The sequence below is a fragment of the Microbacterium sp. lyk4-40-TSB-66 genome, assembly GCF_030209475.1.
GTDB lineage: Bacteria > Actinomycetota > Actinomycetes > Actinomycetales > Microbacteriaceae > Microbacterium.
Map to the genome: position 1 here is coordinate 65,091 of NZ_JARVRW010000003.1, position 19,601 is coordinate 84,691.

Annotated in this window: 23 protein-coding genes and 1 tRNA gene; 6 read left to right on the forward strand and 18 right to left on the reverse strand. The window is 70.9% G+C overall.

The features are described 5' to 3' along the window. Positions 1-66: 66 nt before the first annotated feature. Complete coding sequence (dcd, locus tag QRO03_RS05395; RefSeq protein ID WP_285136503.1) at positions 67-672, reverse strand: dCTP deaminase; 606 nt, start codon at positions 670-672, stop codon at positions 67-69. Positions 673-916: 244 nt separating this feature from the next. Between dcd and QRO03_RS05400 the strand changes: the two genes are divergently transcribed. After that, positions 917-990 (forward strand) — tRNA-Gly (locus QRO03_RS05400). A gap of 156 nt (positions 991-1,146) precedes the next feature. Further along, the gene (locus QRO03_RS05405) at positions 1,147-1,353 is read left to right on the forward strand and encodes a hypothetical protein (RefSeq protein WP_285136504.1); all 207 of its coding nucleotides are present in this window, start codon (positions 1,147-1,149) and stop codon (positions 1,351-1,353) included. A gap of 67 nt (positions 1,354-1,420) precedes the next feature. On the opposite strand, the gene QRO03_RS05410 is transcribed toward QRO03_RS05405, so the two are convergent. From QRO03_RS05410 to QRO03_RS05425, 4 genes are all read right to left on the reverse strand, one after another. Continuing rightward, a complete protein-coding gene (locus QRO03_RS05410) occupies positions 1,421-2,182 on the reverse strand; it encodes an SDR family NAD(P)-dependent oxidoreductase (RefSeq protein WP_285136505.1) in 762 nt (253 codons plus the stop codon). 49 nt (positions 2,183-2,231) lie between these two features. Next, positions 2,232-2,402, reverse strand: coding sequence for a KOW domain-containing RNA-binding protein (locus tag QRO03_RS05415; protein ID WP_285136506.1), 171 nt, complete (start codon positions 2,400-2,402; stop codon positions 2,232-2,234). Between the two features lie 61 nt (positions 2,403-2,463). After that, positions 2,464-2,754, reverse strand: coding sequence for a hypothetical protein (locus tag QRO03_RS05420; protein WP_285136507.1), 291 nt, complete (start codon positions 2,752-2,754; stop codon positions 2,464-2,466). 208 nt (positions 2,755-2,962) lie between these two features. Further along, positions 2,963-3,325 carry a hypothetical protein gene (locus tag QRO03_RS05425; RefSeq protein ID WP_285136508.1) on the reverse strand — a complete coding sequence of 121 codons (363 nt, stop codon included), beginning with the start codon at positions 3,323-3,325 and terminating at the stop codon, positions 2,963-2,965. A 121-nt stretch (positions 3,326-3,446) separates the two neighbouring features. Between QRO03_RS05425 and QRO03_RS05430 the strand changes: the two genes are divergently transcribed. From QRO03_RS05430 to QRO03_RS05445, 4 genes are all read left to right on the forward strand, one after another. Beyond that, the gene (locus tag QRO03_RS05430) at positions 3,447-4,028 is read left to right on the forward strand and encodes a YdeI/OmpD-associated family protein (protein WP_285136509.1); all 582 of its coding nucleotides are present in this window, start codon (positions 3,447-3,449) and stop codon (positions 4,026-4,028) included. Between the two features lie 108 nt (positions 4,029-4,136). Beyond that, on the forward strand, positions 4,137-4,841 hold the full coding sequence (locus tag QRO03_RS05435; RefSeq protein ID WP_285136510.1) for an SGNH/GDSL hydrolase family protein: 705 nt from the start codon (positions 4,137-4,139) through the stop codon (positions 4,839-4,841). 65 nt (positions 4,842-4,906) lie between these two features. After that, entirely contained in the window at positions 4,907-5,326 is a 420-nt protein-coding gene (locus QRO03_RS05440) for a hypothetical protein (RefSeq protein ID WP_285136511.1), read from the forward strand. Between the two features lie 44 nt (positions 5,327-5,370). Next, positions 5,371-5,955, forward strand: a complete 585-nt coding sequence (locus tag QRO03_RS05445; RefSeq protein WP_285136512.1) for a dihydrofolate reductase family protein — start codon at positions 5,371-5,373, stop codon at positions 5,953-5,955. Here QRO03_RS05445 and QRO03_RS05450 read toward each other — a convergent pair. The 13 genes from QRO03_RS05450 to QRO03_RS05510 form a co-directional block, all read right to left on the reverse strand. After that, positions 5,912-6,568 carry a Pr6Pr family membrane protein gene (locus QRO03_RS05450; RefSeq protein WP_285136513.1) on the reverse strand — a complete coding sequence of 219 codons (657 nt, stop codon included), beginning with the start codon at positions 6,566-6,568 and terminating at the stop codon, positions 5,912-5,914. The two genes, QRO03_RS05445 and QRO03_RS05450, sit on opposite strands and share 44 nt — an antisense overlap. A gap of 170 nt (positions 6,569-6,738) precedes the next feature. Continuing rightward, complete coding sequence (locus QRO03_RS05455; RefSeq protein ID WP_285136514.1) at positions 6,739-7,176, reverse strand: BLUF domain-containing protein; 438 nt, start codon at positions 7,174-7,176, stop codon at positions 6,739-6,741. Further along, positions 7,173-7,460 carry a hypothetical protein gene (locus QRO03_RS05460; protein WP_285136515.1) on the reverse strand — a complete coding sequence of 96 codons (288 nt, stop codon included), beginning with the start codon at positions 7,458-7,460 and terminating at the stop codon, positions 7,173-7,175. The genes QRO03_RS05455 and QRO03_RS05460 overlap by 4 nt, the downstream gene beginning before the upstream one ends. Positions 7,461-7,606: 146 nt before the next feature. After that, positions 7,607-7,996 carry an ester cyclase gene (locus QRO03_RS05465; protein ID WP_285136516.1) on the reverse strand — a complete coding sequence of 130 codons (390 nt, stop codon included), beginning with the start codon at positions 7,994-7,996 and terminating at the stop codon, positions 7,607-7,609. 175 nt (positions 7,997-8,171) lie between these two features. Beyond that, positions 8,172-9,785: a GMC oxidoreductase gene (locus tag QRO03_RS05470; RefSeq protein ID WP_285136517.1), complete on the reverse strand. Its 1,614-nt coding sequence runs from the start codon at positions 9,783-9,785 to the stop codon at positions 8,172-8,174. 16 nt (positions 9,786-9,801) lie between these two features. Continuing rightward, the gene (locus QRO03_RS05475; protein ID WP_285136518.1) at positions 9,802-11,301 is read right to left on the reverse strand and encodes an MDR family MFS transporter; all 1,500 of its coding nucleotides are present in this window, start codon (positions 11,299-11,301) and stop codon (positions 9,802-9,804) included. Positions 11,302-11,501: 200 nt separating this feature from the next. Continuing rightward, positions 11,502-12,866 (reverse strand): hypothetical protein, encoded by a 1,365-nt coding sequence (locus QRO03_RS05480; protein WP_285136519.1) that lies wholly within the window; start codon positions 12,864-12,866, stop codon positions 11,502-11,504. Positions 12,867-13,333: 467 nt separating this feature from the next. Next, entirely contained in the window at positions 13,334-14,299 is a 966-nt protein-coding gene (locus QRO03_RS05485) for a fumarylacetoacetate hydrolase family protein (protein ID WP_285136520.1), read from the reverse strand. Further along, positions 14,296-15,321, reverse strand: coding sequence for an amidohydrolase family protein (locus QRO03_RS05490; protein ID WP_285136521.1), 1,026 nt, complete (start codon positions 15,319-15,321; stop codon positions 14,296-14,298). The genes QRO03_RS05485 and QRO03_RS05490 overlap by 4 nt, the downstream gene beginning before the upstream one ends. Further along, complete coding sequence (locus tag QRO03_RS05495; RefSeq protein ID WP_285136522.1) at positions 15,318-16,451, reverse strand: FAD-dependent monooxygenase; 1,134 nt, start codon at positions 16,449-16,451, stop codon at positions 15,318-15,320. The genes QRO03_RS05490 and QRO03_RS05495 overlap by 4 nt, the downstream gene beginning before the upstream one ends. 33 nt (positions 16,452-16,484) lie before the next feature. After that, positions 16,485-17,420, reverse strand: a complete 936-nt coding sequence (locus QRO03_RS05500; RefSeq protein WP_502883014.1) for a cyclase family protein — start codon at positions 17,418-17,420, stop codon at positions 16,485-16,487. A gap of 200 nt (positions 17,421-17,620) precedes the next feature. Next, positions 17,621-18,565, reverse strand: coding sequence for a fumarylacetoacetate hydrolase family protein (locus QRO03_RS05505; RefSeq protein ID WP_285136523.1), 945 nt, complete (start codon positions 18,563-18,565; stop codon positions 17,621-17,623). 5 nt (positions 18,566-18,570) lie between these two features. Then, on the reverse strand, positions 18,571-19,587 hold the full coding sequence (locus tag QRO03_RS05510) for a VOC family protein (protein WP_285136524.1): 1,017 nt from the start codon (positions 19,585-19,587) through the stop codon (positions 18,571-18,573). Positions 19,588-19,601: the final 14 nt, after the last annotated feature.

Below are 19,601 nucleotides of genomic sequence, written 5' to 3' on the forward strand. Positions count from 1 at the left end.
CACGTGATCTCGACGCGTGCGCGGCGGGCCCGGGACACGCCGCAGACGACGCGCGGGCCGCGAGGGTCAGCCGCCGAGCGCGCCCGCGTCGGTCGAGCCGACGTCGGTGCGGTGGAAGTTCAGCGCCGAGCGCGACGCGGTGGGACCGCGCTGACCCTGGTACCGGTTGCCGTACGGGCCCGACCCGTAGGGGTTCTCGGCGGGCGAGGTGAGGCGGAAATAGCAGACCTGGCCGATCTTCATGCCGGGCCAGAGCTTGATGGGAAGCGTGGCAACGTTCGAGAGCTCCAGGGTGACGTGTCCCGAGAAGCCCGGGTCGATGAAGCCGGCGGTCGAGTGCGTCAGCAGCCCGAGACGGCCGAGCGACGACTTGCCCTCCAGGCGCGCGGCGACGTCGTCGGGCAGGCTCACCCGCTCGAAGGTCGATCCGAGCGCGAACTCACCCGGGTGAAGGATGAACGGCTCGTCGGGCGCGACCTCGATCAGGCGCGTGAGCTCGGGCTGATCCTCGGCGGGGTCGATGAAGGGGTACTTGTGGTTGTCGAACAGCCGGAAGTACCGGTCGAGCCGCACGTCGACGCTCGAGGGCTGCACCATGGCCGGTTCGTAGGGGTCGAGGCCCAGGCGGTTCGCGGCGAGTTCGGCCCGGATGTCGCGATCGGAGAGCAGCACGGCCCCAGCCTAGGGGCGGCGACGACCGTGGCGCCTCCGCGTTTCCGCACGCGACCGGCGGTCTGCGCCGGGGCGCCCGCCGCGTCCGTCATCGCGAGACCGCATCCGTTCGCCGAGACCGCACGAATCCGGCGGCAATCGCATACGGCCTCGGCGAGTGGGTGCGGTCTCGAGCGCGGATACCCGGATGCCACGGGATGCGGACCTGACGCTGTTATGCTGGCCGGGTTGCCGCAAGGCATCCGGGGCTGTAGTTCAATGGCAGAACTTCTGCTTCCCAAGCAGATAGCGCGGGTTCGATTCCCGTCAGCCCCTCCAAAGCCCTCACGGGCGGCCGTAGGCCGTTCGGGAGGGCTTTCGTGTTGCCGTGAATCGAAGCCGCGGGTGGGCCCACGCCGCCGGAGGCTCCGCGCGTCGCCCGTGTCCGTCCTGCGGCGGATGCGAACGCCCCGACCCCGGACCTACCGTGAGGGCATGACGAAAGCCGAGAACCCCTCACAGGTCGCGGTCTGGCTGTTCATCGCCGCGACCTTCGCGTTCGCATCCTCGTCCATGTTCGGCCTCGAAGGACTCTGGCAATGGAACCTCACTGCGCTGGGGTTCCTGCTCATCGTCGCGGGAGGCGTGCGCCTGGGCGTCGAGCTGCGTGGGCGTCGGCCCCTGGCTCCTCCCGAGGAGTGAACGCCCGTAGTCGGCACCATACTTTCGAGTCACGCGTCGCACGCCTGGACGTCGCGCAACGGCCCGCTCAGCTGCGCAGGTGCGACGCGCCGTTCAAGTCGAGGATGGCACCCGACGCCCACTGCGAGCGGGGCGAGCTGAGGTAGAGCACGGCATCCGCCACCTCTTCCGGAGTCGCGACGCGGCCGAACGGACTCTGATCCCGGATGCCGTCGCCCGCCGCACCCGCCAGCTTCTGCTGTTGCCGGTCGGTGCCGACGAAGCCGGGCGCAACGCTGGTGACGGCGATGCCGTGCGGCGCGAGCGCGACCGCGAGGGACTGGCCCATCGCGTGCAGGCCCGCTTTCGCGGCGCCGTAGGCCGGGAACTCGGGCTCGCCGCGGAACGCTCCGCGCGACCCGACGTTCACGATCGACCCCGGCAGCCCGCGCTCGATGAGTGAGCGCGCGACCAGGAAGGTCATATTGGCGGGGGCGCGCAGGTCGATGTCGACCATCTGCTCCCAGATGCGGTGCCAGGTGGCGTAGTCGACGGTGGAGATCGGGTGCGAGGTCGACGCGTTCGGTGCGATCGCCGCGTTGTTCACGAGGACGTCGATCCGCCCGAACGCCTCGAGGACGTCGCCCACGACGCGCTCCGCGGTCGCCGGGTCGGAGAGGTCGCCGCCGATCTCGAGGTGCCCCTCGCCGGAGAGCAGCGCGAGCGTCTCGTCCGCGGCATCCCGATCGCGGCCGTAGTGGACGGCGACGCGATCCCCACGCTCGCTGAGGGCGACGGCGATGGCGCGGCCGATTCCGCGGGAGGCGCCGGTGACGAGGGAGTGCAGCATGCGTCCATCCTGACAAGGTTCGCCCCGGCGCGGCGAGCGACGGGCCCGGTCAGGCGCGGAAGAGGCGCAACTGCTCGGCGGGGAAGTAGTTCTGCGTCGCACCGCCCACGCGCACGAGGTACTTCTCCCGCGCGGTGTCGAGGTGCACGACGGTGCCAACGTTGCCGGTCATGACCGGGCCGGTGATCTCGACGGTGTCGCCGATGGCGAAGGCGTCCATGCCCGGCATCCTCTCTCCGTGCGGGTCGTGTGGTTCGTCGTCCGAGAGATGCACACGGGACTCAGGATGCGAGCAGCCCCCCGAACAGGAGTGACACCATCATCGCAACGATGACCGAGTTGAAGGCGAAGGCGAAGAGGACGTTGAGACGCACGAGCGTCCACGCCCGTCTGCTCGTCACGCGAGCGGACACGGTCGCCGCCATGGCGGACACCAGGACCGCGAACGTGAGGAAGTCGGCGAAGACCGGTCGCTCGCTCACCTCGAGGGCGATGTGGTCGCCGTCGCTCACCGACAGCCGCAGGTACTCCAACGCGAGCGTCCGGGCAGCGACGCGAAACGGCGACGCCACCCGGACTGTCCGGGGCTCACACGCCGGGGTGATGAACCGGTCACGTCCGGCGTGGAGCACCCACGTTACGTCGGGGCTCGCCCACGAGAGCCCGCTTGACGAGCTCCCCCGGTGGGTGCGGGGGCGCGGTTCGGGGCGGCTTCCGCTGTTCGGGGCGCGAATCGTCCGCCCCGGACGGCGAAACCCACCCCGAACGACGACCCAGGCGTCAGGCGCGGGTGAAGCCGTCGAGGTCGGGGTCCCAGAAGGCATCCGGGTTGTCGGAGTCGACCGTCTGCTCGTGCGCGATCGCGGGCGCCTGCGGGAAACGCTTGTGCTGGCGCAGCTCCTCGGCGGCCCATTCGAAGTCGGGCTCGTCGCCGGCCCAGTCGCGGGCCGGCGCGCTCAGCACGTCGTTGCCGACGCCGATGACCAGCTCGGCCTGCTCAGTCTCGCCCGTGGCGGTGACGATCGGGATGCTGACCGCCTCGGCCTGACCGTCGGCGGCGATCGACGCCGTCAACTGCACGAGTGCCTCGGCGACGTCGTCGGTCGTGGTCACGGTCTCACCGGCATAGGTCACAGAACGCATTTGTCCATCCTGGGGGCGGTGACGGCGCGGCGGGGGCCGCTTGCCCTGCGGGCCGTCGCTCCGGTAGGGCGGATGTCGGAGGGCGGCGCTAGGTTCTCAGACACGAGGTGAGGAGCGCGCGATGGCGGACATTCCCGAGCTCATCGTCGCCGATGTCTCGCGGTGGCGGGCCTGGCTCGATGACAACGAGAGCGAGAGCGACGGTGTGCGCCTGGTGCTCGCGAAGAAGGGCACCACCACGCCCACGACCCTCACCTATGCCGAAGCGCTCGACGAAGCGCTCTGCAGCGGGTGGATCGACGGTCGCCGGCAGTCTCGGGATGCCACGACCTTCTGGCAGCACTTCACTCCCCGCCGCTCGCGGTCGCTGTGGTCGACGCGCAACGTCGACATCGTTGCCCGCCTCGCCGACGAGGGTCGGATGCGTCCGCGGGGAGCCGACGAGATCGCGAAGGCTCAGGCCGACGGCAGGTGGGATCGCGCGTACGCCGGTCCCGCGACGATCGAGGTTCCGTCCGACCTGCGCGCGGCACTGGATGCCGTGCCCGCGGCCGCCCGCGCGTTCGATGCCCTGAACAAGACGCAGCGGTACTCCGTGCTGCACCCCGTGGTCACGGCCACGACCCATAGCGTTCGTGCCGCGCGCATCGCGCGACACGTCGCGCGATTGGAGGCGCTCGGCGAAGACGGTTCGACGAGCTGATCCGCGGCCCTGGGTCGTCGTTCGGTGTGCCGCCGCGTCTGAGGAGCGGTTGCGCCGCGGACTCCCCGACTCGGGCCTCGACGACCAGGGCGCCCCGAGAATGGACATATGCGCGCGCGACGACTGCTGGGCCTGGGTGGCGTGGCATCCCTCCTCGGGGGCCTCGTCGGGTGTTCCCCGCCGGCGCCGGAGGCCGCTCCGTCAGCGCCCGCCCTCGATGCGGACGCGCCGGTCGTGTCGTTCTACGGCGACTCCTATACCCGCGGGACGGGCGCGAGCTCTCCCGAGAAGCGCTGGTCGACGATCGTGTCCGCGGAGCGCGGGTGGCGCGAAATCAACCGCTCCGAGAACGGCCTGGGCTTCGTCAACCGCCGCTCCTCGATGGGGGCGGGACTGAACGACATCCCCGCCCTCGTCATCGACGACGACCCCGACATCGTCTTCGTGACGATGGGCCTGAACGACAACTTCAGCTACGACCGCGCCGCCGACGACATCCGCGCCGCCATCGACAGCGACCTGCGACGATTGCGCGACGGGCTGCCGGACGCGCGCATCATCGTCGTCGAACCCTTCTGGTACACCGACGACCGACCGGCCTCGGTCGACGTCATCGCGGGATGGGTCGAGACGGCCGCCGACCGCATCGGCGCCGACCACATCGACGGCGCGAGCCACTGGCTCGACGGCCACTACTCGACGTCGGCCGACAGCTGGATGGCCTCCGACGGCCTCCACCCGAACGACACGGGCTACGCCTACATGGCGGAGCGTATGGATGCCGCGCTCCGCGCCTTCGATCCGCCGCTCTGACCCCGGGTGGGCCGGGGTCCCTCGACCTCTGGAGCTTTCGAGACCCGCGCAATAGCGTGGGAACCATGAGGCGCAGAACCGCAGTGGCCGCAGCCGTGGGGCTCGTCGTCCTCGCGGGGTGCGCGCCGGGCGAGGCGAACGTCGGCCCCTGGTCGGAGATCTCCCCCATCTTCGACCGACCCCGGACTGCGGGCGACGCGCTTCCCCCCGACGTCGGCGGGCTCGACGCCGAGAGCAGTCGATACGTCGGCGAAGACGACGACGGCAACAGGTACTGGGCGGCATTCTCTGCGGACTCCGGTCCGCAGTGCATTCTCTTCGTGCCCGAGGACGATGGTGACCACCTGGTCTTCTGCGGCGGCGCGGGCCTGGCGGGCGAAACGGCGAGCGGCCTGAGGGTGGAGTTCTCGTCATCCCCCAACAGGCTCAGCGAGGACGACGCCCAACTCGTGGGCGACACACTCCTCGTCAAGACCCCGGGCTGACCCGCGTCGCGCGGGACGTGGGCGAGCAGTCGAACGGAGACCTCATGCGGGAACTGACGTACTACGTCGCAGCATCCATCGACGGCTTCATCGCCGCTCCCGACGGCACGTTCGACGCCTTCCTGGCGGAGGGGGACCACATGGTGGCGGTCATGTCGGACTTCGCGGACGCGCTTCCGGCCCACGTCCTGAACATCCTCGGCATCGAACCCCCGAGAAAGCGGTTCGACACCGTCATCCAAGGGTGGAACAGCTACTCGGTGGCCCTCGACGCGGGCATCGCGAACCCGTACTCCCACCTCACGGAGTACGTCGCGACCCATCGCACCGGCGGGCCAGCCGGTGTCCATTACACGAGCGATGCACTCGCGACCGTCCGCGCGCTCAAGGCGCAGCCCGGCCTCGGGATCTACCTCTGTGGAGGAGGCTCGCTGGCCGGCAGCCTCCTGCCCGAGATCGATCGTCTGATCATCAAGAGCAACCCGGTCGTCCTGGGTGCCGGCATCCCCCTTTTCGGCGGAGCGGCCGTCGCCGCCACCACATTCGTCCCGGTGAGCGCGCAGACCTACGCGTCCGGCGTCACGATCACCGAGTACGTGCGACGGACCGCCGCGACGACCGGCGGCTGAGCGCCCACACCGCCGCCGCGGCGACCATCAGCAGCATCAGGATGCCGACGACGTGAAGCATCAGCGACGGCAGACCCCGATCCGGCAGAAGGAAGCCGTAGGGAACCCACCCGTCGGTCGCGCCCCTCAGCAGCACGACCGTGATCCACAAAAGGGGGTAGGGCAGCACCCACCACACCTGCTTCCACGCGAGCAGTGGCCGGTCGGACGAGAACGCGATGTCGATCAGCACCAGCACCGGGAACACGACGTGCAGGGCGACGCTGACCCATGCCGGCGCGGAACCCGTGCCGGGCACGAGAGCGTTGTAGACGACGGCGACGACGATGAGGCACGCCGCGCCCACGCCCCACGCCACCGACAGCCACGCGGGAGGTCGGCGGCCGTTCAGGGCGAGCCCGCCGACGGCGATCAACACGAGGGCGGTGAGCGAGCTCGTCTGGTTCGTGAAGTACCCGAAGAAGTTGAACGGGTTCACGTCTCCCACCGCGATGCGCAGGGCGTAGGTGTACAGCACCACGAGCAGGACCGCAGAGCCCACCAGAACACGCGCGAGCGCCCGGATGCGACCCGTCGACCGTTGCGAGGCGGGGTCAGCGGATGCGGGGGTCACTCGGCGACGGTATCGCGCGCGGCTCAGAGAACACCCGCCACTCTGGGGGACGTGTCACCGAACGGGAACCGGCATCACCGTCGCGCTCGAGGGCGACCTTCGTCTCGGCGGGGCGTTCCGTGCTCGCTATCACCACGAGACATCGACGTCGACGAACGGGCGGGGGCGCGTCAGGCGTCGTGCGCCGTGCGAGCGCGGAACCACACCGTCAGCTCGCGGACCGCGCGGATGCCAGCCTCTTCGTTGTCGGCCGCCAGGTCGTCGAAGGTGTCGCGGAAGCCCTCGGGGGCGGGCCCCGCGGGCACGCCGATCGGCTCGAATCCCATCGTCCATTCCGAGAAGCGTCGCTCCTCGAGGTTCTCGGTCAGCAGGACCCGCACGTCGGTGTGCCGCGGGTCGCATGCGATCTTCGTCATCAGCTCGTCGACGGCTTCTTCGGGGCCTTCCAAGACCTGGAAGAAGCGTCCGCGCCGGTACAGGAGCATGCCGGTGAGGTCGTGGTCGTGGTTGGACGCCCGGCTCTGCGCCAGAAGGTCGGCGAGCGCTGCATCGTCGAACAAGTCGGCGGCCGTGCTCGCGTACGAGACGGAGACCAGGGGTGCGCTCACGCGACCGCACTCCCGCCGTCTGATGCCCGGGACGCGGTGGCGCGCACCTGGGCGAGGGTGATGGGCGGCTCGAGCGGGGGCTGACCGTTGGTGACCGCGGCCATCGCCTCGGTCAGCGCGTCGAAGCGGCCGACGACGCGCGACGTGCCGTCGTGCGCCAGGAAGGCGCCGTCGGGCTGACGGTCGATGTAGCCGAGGAAGACGCCCGTACGGCTGCCGACATGGAAGCCCTCTTCGACGCGGGCCCAGACGACCGCGGCTTCGGGCTGATCGGGAGACACCATGGCCGCCCTCCTTACGCCCGCGATGGAACCGGGCAGGAGTGACCGTACCCGGGGCCTCCGACATCGAGCCGCCCTTGACAGATCGCGCGGCGCTGCACGCCCGCGCGTCCGGCTCGGGACGAGAACCGGATGCCGTTCCGGCCCGCTCAGCCGACCGCCGCGCGGATCTGGGCGGCGTCGTCGGTGCCGCTCGCCTCGACGATCCGGCCGTGCTCGACCCGGTACATCGCGAACGACGCGATGCTAACGCGGCGACGGGTGGCCGCGACGTGGGCGAACGAACCGGTGTGGGTGCCGCCGCCACGCAGGTGCACCGCGAGTCGGTCGTCTTCGACGAGGAGTTGGATCCGCTTCCACTGCCAGTCGGGAAAGCCGTGCAGCAGGTCGGCGTACTCATCGACCCAGGCGTCGGCACCGGCGGGCAGGTGCGCGCGGCGGACAGCCGGATGCAGGAACCCGCGCAGGTCGTCCAGGTCGTGCCGATTGAGCGCGTCGAGGAGGTCGGCGAACCACTCACGCATCTCCCAGGGCTCCACTCCCCCATTATCCGCGGCGAGGGACGAGGCGGATCGGCGGCCCGCTCCGCCGCCGGACCGCGCCCGCCACACCGTGTCGCCGCGCGACGCCCGCAGAAACGCACGATCCTCGCAGTCTCCACGAGGAAACCTGCGAGGATCGCGCCGATCTGCGAGGAACCGCGACAACCGCCTCTCAGGCGCCCACCGGTTGCACGCGCGCCTCCGCCCCGACCTCACCGCTCGCGCGCAGCTCCTCGGCGAGCCGGCGTGCACCGCGAACGGCGATGGCCACGCTTGTCAGCGTCGGGTTCATCGTGTTGGCGGTCGGGATCAGCCCGTTGCCGCCGACGAGCAGGTTGTCGAACCCCCAGACCCGCGAGTACGGGTCGGCGACCGAGGTCTCGGCATCCGTTCCCGCGCGCATCGTGCCCATGTAGTGCAGGCTCGATCCGTTCGGGAGCAGCCGGGGTTCGGCGACGAACGTGCCGAGGGCGTTCCCGGCCCGACGAAGACGCTCGGTGGCCTGCGCGATCTCGGCGTCTTCGCGCTCGGTGAGGGCGTACTCAATGGTGAAGTTCGGCAGGCCGCGGTAGTCGAGCTCGTCGTCCGAGAAGGTGACGCCGTCTTCGACGCGGGGGAACTTGCGCACGCCGAAGCCCATATTGACGTATCCCCAGCGATTGCCCGCGGCCGGGTGCTGCGGGTCGAGCGCGAAGGGCGGGTTCTCGGCGTACATGATCTGGGCCGAGTAGGGGTGGCCGGGCTCTGAGAAGGGGATGCGGTTGACCGCGGCGACGGGATCGGCCGGGTTGGTCGCGCGGCGGGCGAGCTCGCTCTCGAGCTCGTCGTCGGTGACGAGGGCGGACATCCGGTCCTCCTCGAGGGCGACGGTGCTGATGACGACATGGTGCTCGGTGAGGTAGCGGCCCAGTGGGGTGGGACGGATGCCGGAGGCCCACAGCAGCTGCGGCGAACGGAAGGCGTCGGCCGCGACGATGACGGCATCCGCCTCGACGAAGGTCTCTTCGTGCGTGCGAAGGTCTTCGACGACGAGCCCGCGCACGTGCCGGCCGTCGTGGTCGATGCGGCGCACCAGCGTGAGGTCGCGCAGCTCGAAGCGCGAGGCGGTGTCGGTGCCGGGCTCGATGAGCGGTCCGAGAACCGTGTCGGCGCCGGCCCAGCGCATCGAGCCGTCGGGCTGCGGGTCACCCGCGACCGGCAGCGTGCCCACGCCGTAGCCCTCGGGCAGCTCGGCCCCGAACTCCCGGTCGAGCAGCGTGCGGATCGCGGCGCCGACGGGTGAGTCCGAGAAGGCGGCGCTCTGTTTGTGCAGCAGGTCTTCGGCGGTCGAGATGAGGGTCTCCCACTCGTCGTCGCCGATGAAGTCGAGCTTCTCGCTGAAGGCGGGGCGGGGGATGGCACAGGTCCAGTGCGAACCCTGGCCGCCGACGTTGGTGGCGCCGGCCGCCGCAGGGAAGGTGGGGGCGTGAGCCGCACCCTCGCCCCCGAAGTCGAGCAGGTGGGTGCCCTGCCGGGCGGTGAACATCCCCTCGACGACGGCTCCCGCGGGGATGCCGAGCGACTCGCGGAAGGCACCCGCCTGCGGGCCCTGCGAGCGTTCGCGGGCACGCGCCTTCTCTTCGGGGTCGGTGATGTTGCGCACGCTCTCGCCGGGGCGCTCGGTGACCTGGGGGCCCGCCTCGAACATGATCACGCGCGCGGTGGGCAGCGACTCGAGAAGCACGCGGGCGTAGGCGGAGCCGATGGGGCCGCTGCCGACGACGGCGATGGTGGGGGTGTCGGACATGTTCTCTCCTTCGAGGTCAGACGGGTTGACGGTCGGGCGCGACCGGGGTGGGGACGGGCGCGGGGGCCTCGTCCGAGAGGCGCCCGCCGGGCAGGAGCAGGGCGATGACGACACCGCAGGCGTAGACGACGGCGAGGCCGAAGAAGACCGGCGCGAACACGTCGTGGTAGATCACCGCGACCTCGTCCTGCAGCGCCTCAGACGCGGCGCGCACCGCCGCGGGGGTCAGGGTGTCGGCATCCACGCCCGCGGGGAGGGCGGCTGCGACGCCGAACCCGACGACGCCGCCGATGACCGCGGTGCCGAGGGCCGAACCGACCTGACGGACGAGGTTGGTGGTGGCGGTGACCGCGCCGAGGTCGGAGCGCGAGGCGGCGCTCTGCACGACGGCGAAGATGAGGTTCATGAACGAGCCTGTTCCGATGCCGACGGTCGCCATCACGACCGCGGGCACCCACAGCGGGAGCCCGGCGGGCAACGACGCCATGGTGGCCAGGCCCGCGGCGCCCAGGGCGGTGCCCACCACGGGGTAGAGACGGTAGCGCCCCGAGCGACTGACGAGCCAGCCGGTCAGCAGATTGCTGACGAGCATGCCGAGCACCGTGGCGATGGGCACGAGACCCGACACCGTCGCGGTCGTGCGGTAGGCCATTTGGATGTAGGTGGGAACGTAGGCGACGATGGCGAAGAGCCCGGCGCCGATGATGAGCGAGAGCCCGAGGCAGGCGAGGATCGTGCGATCGCGCAGGATCCGCGGCGGCAGGATCGGCTCGACGGCCCGCCGCTCCACGGCGACGAGGGTCAGGATGCCGATGACCGCGGCACCCGCGCAGACGATCGCCGCGGGGCGCAGCGCGTCGTCGCCGATCCAGGTGACGGCGAGCACGAGCGCGACCAGGGTGCCGGTGAACACGACCGAACCGAGGACGTCGAAGCGCGGATGGGCGCCGCCGGGCAGGCGCGGCACGGCGACCAGCGCCAGGACGAGGGCGGCGAGTCCGACGGGGATGTTGATCCAGAAGACCCAGGACCACCCCCAGAAGTCGGTGATCAGGCCGCCGACGACGGGCCCGACGACGATCGCGACGGGGAAGGCCGTGCCGATGATCGCCATGTAGCGGGGGCGCTGCCGGGGGCTCGTGACGCGGGCGATGATCGTCTGCGACATCAGTTGCAGGCCCGCGGAGCCGAGACCCTGAAGCACTCGCGCCGCGATGAGCCATCCGAGATCGGGGGCGAAGCCGCACGCGAGGGACGCGACGAGGAACAGCACGAGCGAGACGAGGAAGACGCGGCGGGGTCCTACGACGTCACCGAGCTTGCCCAGCACGGGGAGCATCACGGTGGCGGCCAGGGTGTAGCCGACCATGATCCAGCTCATGTGCTCGAGCGCGCCGAGGTCACCGGCGATGGTGGCCAGCGAGGTCGAGACGACGGTGTGGTCGAGCGCGCCGAGGAACGACACGGTCAGAAGAGCGGCGACGAGCACGCGTACGCGCGCGGGAGAGAGAGTCATGCGTGGCGCCCGTACGACCGGGCGATCGACGCGACCGTATGTGCCGCACCGGCTCCCTCACCGGGCGAACGGGCCCGATGGGCCCCGACGTCGGTTCGATCATACCCGACTTATGTCGGTTTTCAACATTACGGATGCCGTGATCAGAGACGACAGGCGCTCGCCGGTCCCGTCGCGGGCGACTGCTCCGTCGGGTCCGGCTACTGCCTCAGCGACCGGACCGTCGGCCGACCGGCCGACCCGACGTGGCGTACGCCGCGCGGGGAATGATCGACGCGGGGGACGGAACCGGCGAGTCCGCCGGACGCCGGAGCGATCATCCCGCGCAGTCGGTGTTCGAACCCCTCGAGGTCGAAGAGTCCCGTCTCGTCGCGGACGATGACGTGCAGGCGGTCGCGCACGGGCGCGATCTCCGCCCAGACGCCCAGCGGCAGGTGCAGGTGCGCCGCCATGCCCCCGACGAGCGTGTCGTCGTCCACGCGGGGCATCAGCGTCTCGGCGACGGCGACCTCGGTCGTCGTCATCGAGACATGGATTTCGAGAGGCACTCGCGGCGTCGCACCGCGGGAGCGTCTGGCGGCACCGGGGTGGCGCACGGCGTTCTTCAGGGTGCTCAACGTGGTGGCGAGCAACCAGGCGACGGGCGTACCCGCCTTGCTCGCCGCCGAGATGCGCTCGGCGAGGGCCGTCGCGCTCCAGTCGTCGGCCAAGAGGCGCCCCATCGGAAGGGACGGCGCGAAGTTCCCCTCGACGGCGAACTCCTTCGCCACCCAGCGACGGGCGTCGACGGGGACGACCACGCGGAAGTCGGTCTCTTCACGGAGGCTGTCGCGGAGGCACCGCAGAACCAGGCTCGCCGATTTCACCGAGAGCGGCGGTCGAGCCGGTCGCCGACCGTCCTCGGCCTTCTCGGGCGTGCTCGCGATCGTGTGCACCATGTCCGCGGGCAGCATCATCGACACCATCCGGGTCCGCTCGAGGGACTCGGCCTTGGTCAGCGTGAGAGGCAGCTGGTATCCGGTCTCGGTCTGCGCGTTCAGCGCGCGGAAGGTATCCCGAGCGGACCGGATGCCGGCGACCCCCTGCAGCCCGAACTTCTTCATCACGGTGCGCAGGGGCTTCTTCGCCCACGGCAGGGCTGCGGTGGTGTCCGCTCCCGGTGCGCCGAGTTTCTCCAGGATGAGGTTCACGATGGCCGTCGCACCGCTGCCGTCGAACAGGCTGTGAGGGAACTCCATCGCGAGCATCCCGTCGGCGACGAACAGCCGCAGCGGAAGCTCACCGCGCTGGAACTGTCTCTCCAGCACGAGGGTGGCCAGCGCCGAGCGATCGATGACCGCGTCCACCCGCTCGACGGCACCGCCGGCGGCCGCGAGAGCGGCACGGCGGTCGACGCGCCGCCACCGCCTCCCGCGGGTGCGCAGGCGGTGCAGTGTCGCACCGCGGGGAGAACGCAGCACGTCCTCCAGGGCGCTGAGCGTCCGCTCCGGAGTGAGGCCCTCGAGGGGCCCCACCATGAAGCAGTTGAGGAGGTCGTCGTATCCGAGGTTGCGCAGCTCGCTCATGCGCGTCCGCCCTGGATCTCATCACGCACTGGCGTCGCCGCGTGGCACCCCACGCGTCCCTCGATGGTCGATCCCGAATACTCCACGCCTGCTCCTCACCTCGGCCGCCGGTTGCGCACGGGCGCAGCGCGTCGAGGCCGCATGACGAGACGGCCTCGGCGCCGTCGACGTCAGCGTCAGCTGAGCGATCCGCCGATGCGGCCCGGTTCTCCCTGCCGCAGCGAATGACGGGTCTTCGACTCACGGCTCAGCGAGAGTAAGCGCCGGATCAGGACCTCAAGACGTCGCCGGGGGTCTCTTCTCCCGATGCTCACGAGAAACTCGGGGAACCTTGACGATCGGTCCGCAAGCGTCGGCGCCGGGCGGTACGAGCCGCGGGAGGGCGACTCCGCCCGCGGAGCCGGGAGTGCCCAGCGGTGCCGGGAGTGCTCAGCGGTGCCGGGAGTGCCCAGCGGTGCCGGGAGTGCTCAGCGCGCCCGTGACCGCGTGCGCGCCCGCGCGACGGGCGGAGCCGCCACGCGCGGGCCGACGACGTTCACGACCTCGCCGACGCCCTCGATGACCAGGCGCACCTCGTCACCGGGTTCGAGCGGACGGGGATCGAGCGCCCCGCGACGCCCCCAGAGCTCGCCCAGGCACCCACCGTTTCCCACCGTTCCCGAGCCCAGCACGTCACCGGGGACGACCACGGAGTTGCGCGCCGCATAGGCCACGAGCTCGGGGAACGGCCAGCCCATGTTCGACACGAGGTCGTACCCGACGAGCTCGCCGTTGATGAAGAGCTCCGCGCGGACGGCGAGGAATCCGTCGGCGTCGAGGTGCGGCTCGAGCTCGTCGGCCGTGACGATCCACGGCCCGATCGTCATCGCGAAATCCTTGCCCTTCGCCGGACCCAGACGCACCTTCATCTCGCGCGACTGCAGGTCGCGGGCCGACCAGTCGTTCATGACGGTGTAGCCGAAGATGTGGGAGGCGGCTGTCGCGGCATCCACGTTCTCACCGGTCGAGCCGGGCGCTGCACCGATGACGACGGCGAGCTCGAGTTCCACGTCGAGGCGCTGCGTCTCGGGGATCGCCACGAGCTCGCCCGTCGCGCGGACGGTGTGCGGGTTGGTGAAATAGAACGTCGGCGCCTCGTACCACTCGGGGACGACCTCGCTCTTGCCGTCGACCGACGCGCTCACCCCCTCGACGTGCTCCTCGAACGCCACGAAGTCGCGGATCGAGGCCGGCACGAGCGGTGCGAGCAGCCGCACCTCGGCGAGAGGTCTCGCCGCCTCGCGGTCGCGCCGATCGAACAGCGCGGGCACCACCCCGAGCCCCCGCGCGAGGACCTCCGCGACCCGCAGGCCGTCGGGGAAGGGCACGACGTCATCGCCGTCCACGAACCCCTCGCCCACGTCGGCGCCGTCGGCCCAGCGCGCGATCCTCACGCGTGCACCCGGGTGCGCAGAAGCTCCGCGGCGTTGGCGCCCAGGATGCCGCTGACCTGCGTCTCGGTCAGGCCCGCCCCCCGCACGAAGGCGACCGGGTCGTCGAGTCCCATGTCGAAGGGGAAGTCGCTGCCCAGCAGCACGCGGTCGGCGCCCGCGACCTCGACGAGAAAGCGCAGTGCGCGCTCGTCGTGCACGACCGTGTCGAACCAGATCTTCGACAGGTAGGTCGAGGGCGCGTGAGCGCAGCCGCGCGCTTCGGGGCGCACTTTCCAGGCCCGGTCGGAGCGCCCGATCGCGGTCGGCAGGTATCCCCCGCCGTGCGCCGCGACGAGACGGAGCCCCGGATGCCGATCGAGCACGCCCGCGAAGATGAGGTGCGACAGCGCGACGGCGTTCTCGGTCGGCTGACCCACCGTGTTCGACAGGTAGAAGCGGTCGAGCCGCTCGTCGAGCGAGCAGCCGAAGGGGTGCAGGAAGACCACGGCGCGTAGTTCGGCCGCCCGCGCCCAGAAGGGTTCGAGCCGCTCGTCGCTGAGCTCGACGGAGCCCGCGAACGACGAGACCTCCACTCCCGCGAATCCGCGCCCGAGCACCGCGTCGTCGAGCGCGTCGACGACCAGGTGCGGGTGCTGCAGCGGCACCACCCCGAGGCCGACGAGACGCTCGGGCGCCTGCGCGACGTGCTCGGCGACGAGGCGGTTGGCCTCGCTCGTGACCCAGGTCGCGAGACCCTCGTTCGCCCACGGGTAGAAGTGGTTCGGCGAGGGGCTCACCCACTGCCGGTCGACGCCCTGGGCGTCCATGGCCTCCAGGCGCGCACGCACGTCGGTGAGGCGCGGGAAGCGCTCGCCGATCATGCGGCCCGAGGCCTGGAGGCTCGCGAGCCCGTTGCGGCGCAGTTCGAGCTCGGCTGCCGCCTGCACCTCGTCGGGCACGCGACGTTCGACCTCGGCGTGCAGGCCCGGCATGAGCAGGTGAGCGTGGACGTCGGTGACGTCGTCGCCCCCGGGGGCGCTCACGCGCGGGCCGCCGTGAGCTGCGCGACCCCGAACATCAGTCCGCCCATGTCGGCGTCGCGGACGCCGTCGAGCTGCCACTGACCGAGCTGCACGGACGCGTCGACGATCGCCTTCGCGCGCGCCACCCGGCGCTCGTGGAACGCGTCCCACAGCGCCTGGTCGACGGCATCCCGCTGCACCAGGAGCTCGCTCAGCACCGCGGCGTCCTCCAGTCCCTGAGCCGCGCCCTGCGCGATGGTCGGGGGGCAGCTGTGCGCGGCGTCGCCGATCACCACGGCACGGCCGCGGTTCCACGGGGCGTCGACGAGGTGCCGCGTGAACCACGTGTAGTTGGCGTCGGCGCCGGCCTCGATGTCGGCGCGGATGTGGTTCCAGGGGCCGTCGTAGGCACGCGACTGCTCGACCATGATCCGCCGGGCCTCTTCGGGCGAGGCGTGCGAGCGGTCCTGGGCCGCCTCGACGAGGAAGGCGTACATGGTGTCGTCACCGGTGGGCGTGTAGCCGGCGATGTACATAGGGCCGCCGTAGTACAGCTCGCTGCGGTCGACGTCGGGCGGGAGCGAGACGAACGTGCGCCAGATCCCCATGCCGGTCTGCTCGGGGGTGACGTGGATGCCGATCATCTCGCGCACCGCGGAGTGCAGGCCGTCCGCACCGACGAGCAGGTCGAACGTGCCCGCCGGGGTGTCGTCGACCTCGATCGCGACGCCGTCGTCGGTCTGCGAGACGCCGGTGACGCGACGGCCGAAGTGCACGCGCGTACCGTTCGTCTCGGCCGCCGCCAGCAGGATGCGGGCGAGGTCGGGGCGCGACATGCCCATCGTGGAGGGGTAGTCGGGGCCGCCGGTCTTGAGGTCGGGGAGGGCGGCGACGACGGGTGCACCGGGGCCGGGGGCGCGCAGGTTCAACCCCTCGAACGCCTTTCCGGCGGCGGCGACCTCGTCCCAGACGCCGAGCTCGTCGAAGACGCGCAGGGCGTTGCCCTGCAGCGTGATGCCCGATCCGCGCGTGGACAGCGCGGGCTGCGCGTCGTAGAGGTCGACCTCCACGCCGGCCTTGCTGAGGAAGATGGCGGTGGCGAGGCCTGCGACGCCGGCTCCGGCGATCGCGACTTTCTGAACGGCGGTCATGTCAGAACCTCTCTGTTCTGGGACGGGTGGGGGTTAGAGCAGGGCCAGGGGGTTCACCGGCGACCCGACGGCCCCGGTGATCGGCAGCGGAGGCGCCGAGAGCAGGAACTCCCAGCGTCGCCTCTCGAGGCAGGCGTCGGCGAGCGCGTCGAGGTTCCACATCTCGCCGATCGTGAGACCCATGTTCGGGATGACGACCTGGTGCAGCGGCTGGAACGCCGGCACGTCGAACTCGTTCGGCCGCACTTCGAAGCCCCAGGTGTCGGTCGCGATCGCGGCGATCTCGGTGCGGTGCAGCCACCCGGCCGTGGTGAGCGAGAGCCCGGGGGCGGGGCCGCCGGCGTACTCGCCCCAGCCCTCGCGGTGCGCGCGCGTGTAGTGGCCGGTGCGGACGAGCACGATGTCGCCGCGGCCCACCTCGACGCCCTGCGCCGCGGCGCACGCGTCGAGGTCGTCGGCGGTGATCGCGTGGCCGTCGGCGAGCTCACCGGTGGCGGGGGCGAGGTGGCGTCCGAGGTCGAGCAGCACGCCGCGCGAGACGATGACGTCGGCCGCGTGCTCGATGCCGGTGACGAGGTCGCCGTCGCTGGTGACGACGTCGCCCGCGCGTCGGCCGTTCCACGCGTAACCGTGGTCGAAGATGTGGCCGAGGCCGTCCCACTGCGTCGAGCACTGCAGGGGCATCGCGATCACGTCGTCGGCGCCGCCGATGCCGTGCGGGAAGCCCTGGTTTCCTCGCTCGGCGTCGGTTCCGGTGTCGGTCATCGTGTGCACGGGGTTGGTGCGGCGGCGCCAGCCCTTCTGCGGACCGTCGGTGTCGAAGCGCTGCGAGAGCGAGATCGAGACGCCGTCGCGCACGAGGGCCGCCGCCGCCCGTCGTTTGTCGGCGTCGATGAAGTTGAGGGTGCCGAGCACGTCGTCGTCACCCCACCGACCCCAGTTGCGGAACGCCTCGGCGCGAGAGGCGATCTCGGCCTCGGGGTCGTGCCGGTCGAGGTCGGCGGGGTTCTCCGACGGAACGGGTCCCCGAGCCTGTAGAACGGCTCCCTCGGCCACCGCCTCGGGTCCCTCCTCCTGTCGAACGGCTCCCTCGGCCACCGCCTCGGATCCCTGAGCCTGTCGAACGGCTCCCTCGGCCACCGCCTCGGGTCCCTGAGCCTGTCGAAGGGTCACGAGGTCGCCTCCCCCACGCACCGCACGACCTGCGTGCCCAGAGCCCCGATGGTCCCGGTCATGACGTCGCCGTCGCGCAGGAACCTCTTCCAATGCTGCCCGTTGCCGGCGGGGCTGCCGGTCAGCAGCAGGTCACCGGGCAGGAGAGGGTGGGTCTGCGACGCCGCCGAGATGAGCGCCGGCACGTCGAACAGAAGGTCGGAGGTCGAGGCATCCTGCATCACCTGCCCGTTGAGGTCGAGGCGCACCGGGGTGTCGGCGGGGTCGACGAAGTGGGCGGGCACGAGCAGCGGACCGGTCGGCAGGAACCCGGGCGCGTTCTTCGCCCGGTACCAGTCGGTGCCGATCTCCCTCATGTCTTTGCGGAAGACGAGGTCGCGCGTGGTGATGTCGTTGACCATCGTGTAGCCGGCGACGTGGTCGAGAGCGTCCTCGCGCGAGACGCGGAACGCCTCGCGGCCGATGACGACGGCCAGCTCGAGCTCCCAGTCGTGCACCTCGCTGTACGCCGGGAGCACGAGCGGCACGTCGTCGCCGACGACGCAGGCGGTGAGCCCGATGAAGAAGTACGGCTCGCCGCTGCGGGCGCGCTCGTCCATCATGTCGGCGGCGAAGGCGCGCGCCTCCTCGGGCGTGCGGTCGGTGTTCTGCGTCAGCCCCGCGGCCACGAGTTCGATCACGTGCTGGCGGTAGTTGGCGCCGGTCTGCAGTACCTGCCGCGGCTCGACGGGCGCCGTCAGCGTCACGTCCGACACGGGATGCCACTCCCCCGGGGCCTCGACGAGGGCGGCGATCCGCTCCCAGTCGGGGGCGGCGAGGAAGGCGTTCAGACCGCCCCCGAGCTCGTCGGCGGTCAGCGCACGGATGCGGTCTCCGGCCACGAGACCGACGTGCACGGCATCCCCGTCGCGGAAACGGGCGAGAGCATAGGGGGCGGTCATCGCGGTCAGCCCCGACCCTGCACGGCGTACGGGTTGAGCAGGGCGTCCTTGATCTCGTCGGGCACACCCTCCTCGGTCGCGCTGGGGCCGTCGGCGGGCGGGAACGACTCGGTCATCGACATCGGCATGGCGCCGTTGCGGTACATGTTGTTCGAGCCGAGCGAGGGCTTCCACGTGTTGGCTTCCCAGTCGGGCACGTAGTTGCGGTATCCACCCGTGTTCAGCTCGATGCGCAGGCTCGAGGGCTCGCGGTAGTAGAGGAAGGTCTGCTCGCCGATGCCGTGGATGTTCGGGCCGTACTCGATCGGCACGCCGTTCTCCATGAGCGTGTCGGCGGCGATGAGGAGCTCTTCGCGGGTGTCGACCCAGAAGGCGTAGTGGTTGATGCGACCGGCGCGGCTCGAGCCGTCGAGCACGACGCCGAGGTCGTGCGACTTCTCGTTGGTCGTGAGCACGGAGAACACCGAGATGGGCGCCTCGTCGAGCACGGTGCGGGCCATGAAGCGGAAGCCGAGCGTGTCGACGTACCACTGCACGAAGGCGTCGACGTCGCGCGCGGCGACCGTGACGTGGTCGAGCTGGCGCGGGGCTCCGGCGACAGGGCTGCGCTTCTCGGGACGGTCGGGATAGATCGAGGCGGTGTGCGGCTCGGCGCGGTGGCGCTCGACGTCCCAGTGCAGGGTCATGTCGTGGCCCTGGGGACCGGTGAAGCGGAACGCCCGGCCGATGCCGCGGCCCTCGAACCACTCGCCCTCGATGCCGGCGGCCTGCACGCGCTTCGCCGCCTCCTCCAGGGCTTCGGCCGACGAGGTGCGCCAGGCCATGGTCTCGAGGGTGGGCTCGTCGCCCTTCGCCACGACCAGGGAGTAGGCGTAGTAGTCGCCCCAGCAGCGGAGGTACACACGGTCGTCTTCGCGAGCGACCTCGGTGAGGCCCACCTGGTTGACGTAGAAGTCCACCGACGCCTCGACATCAGGAGTCGTGATCGCGACGAACGACAGATGAGAGAGAAGCTTGATCATCTTCGATCCTTTCG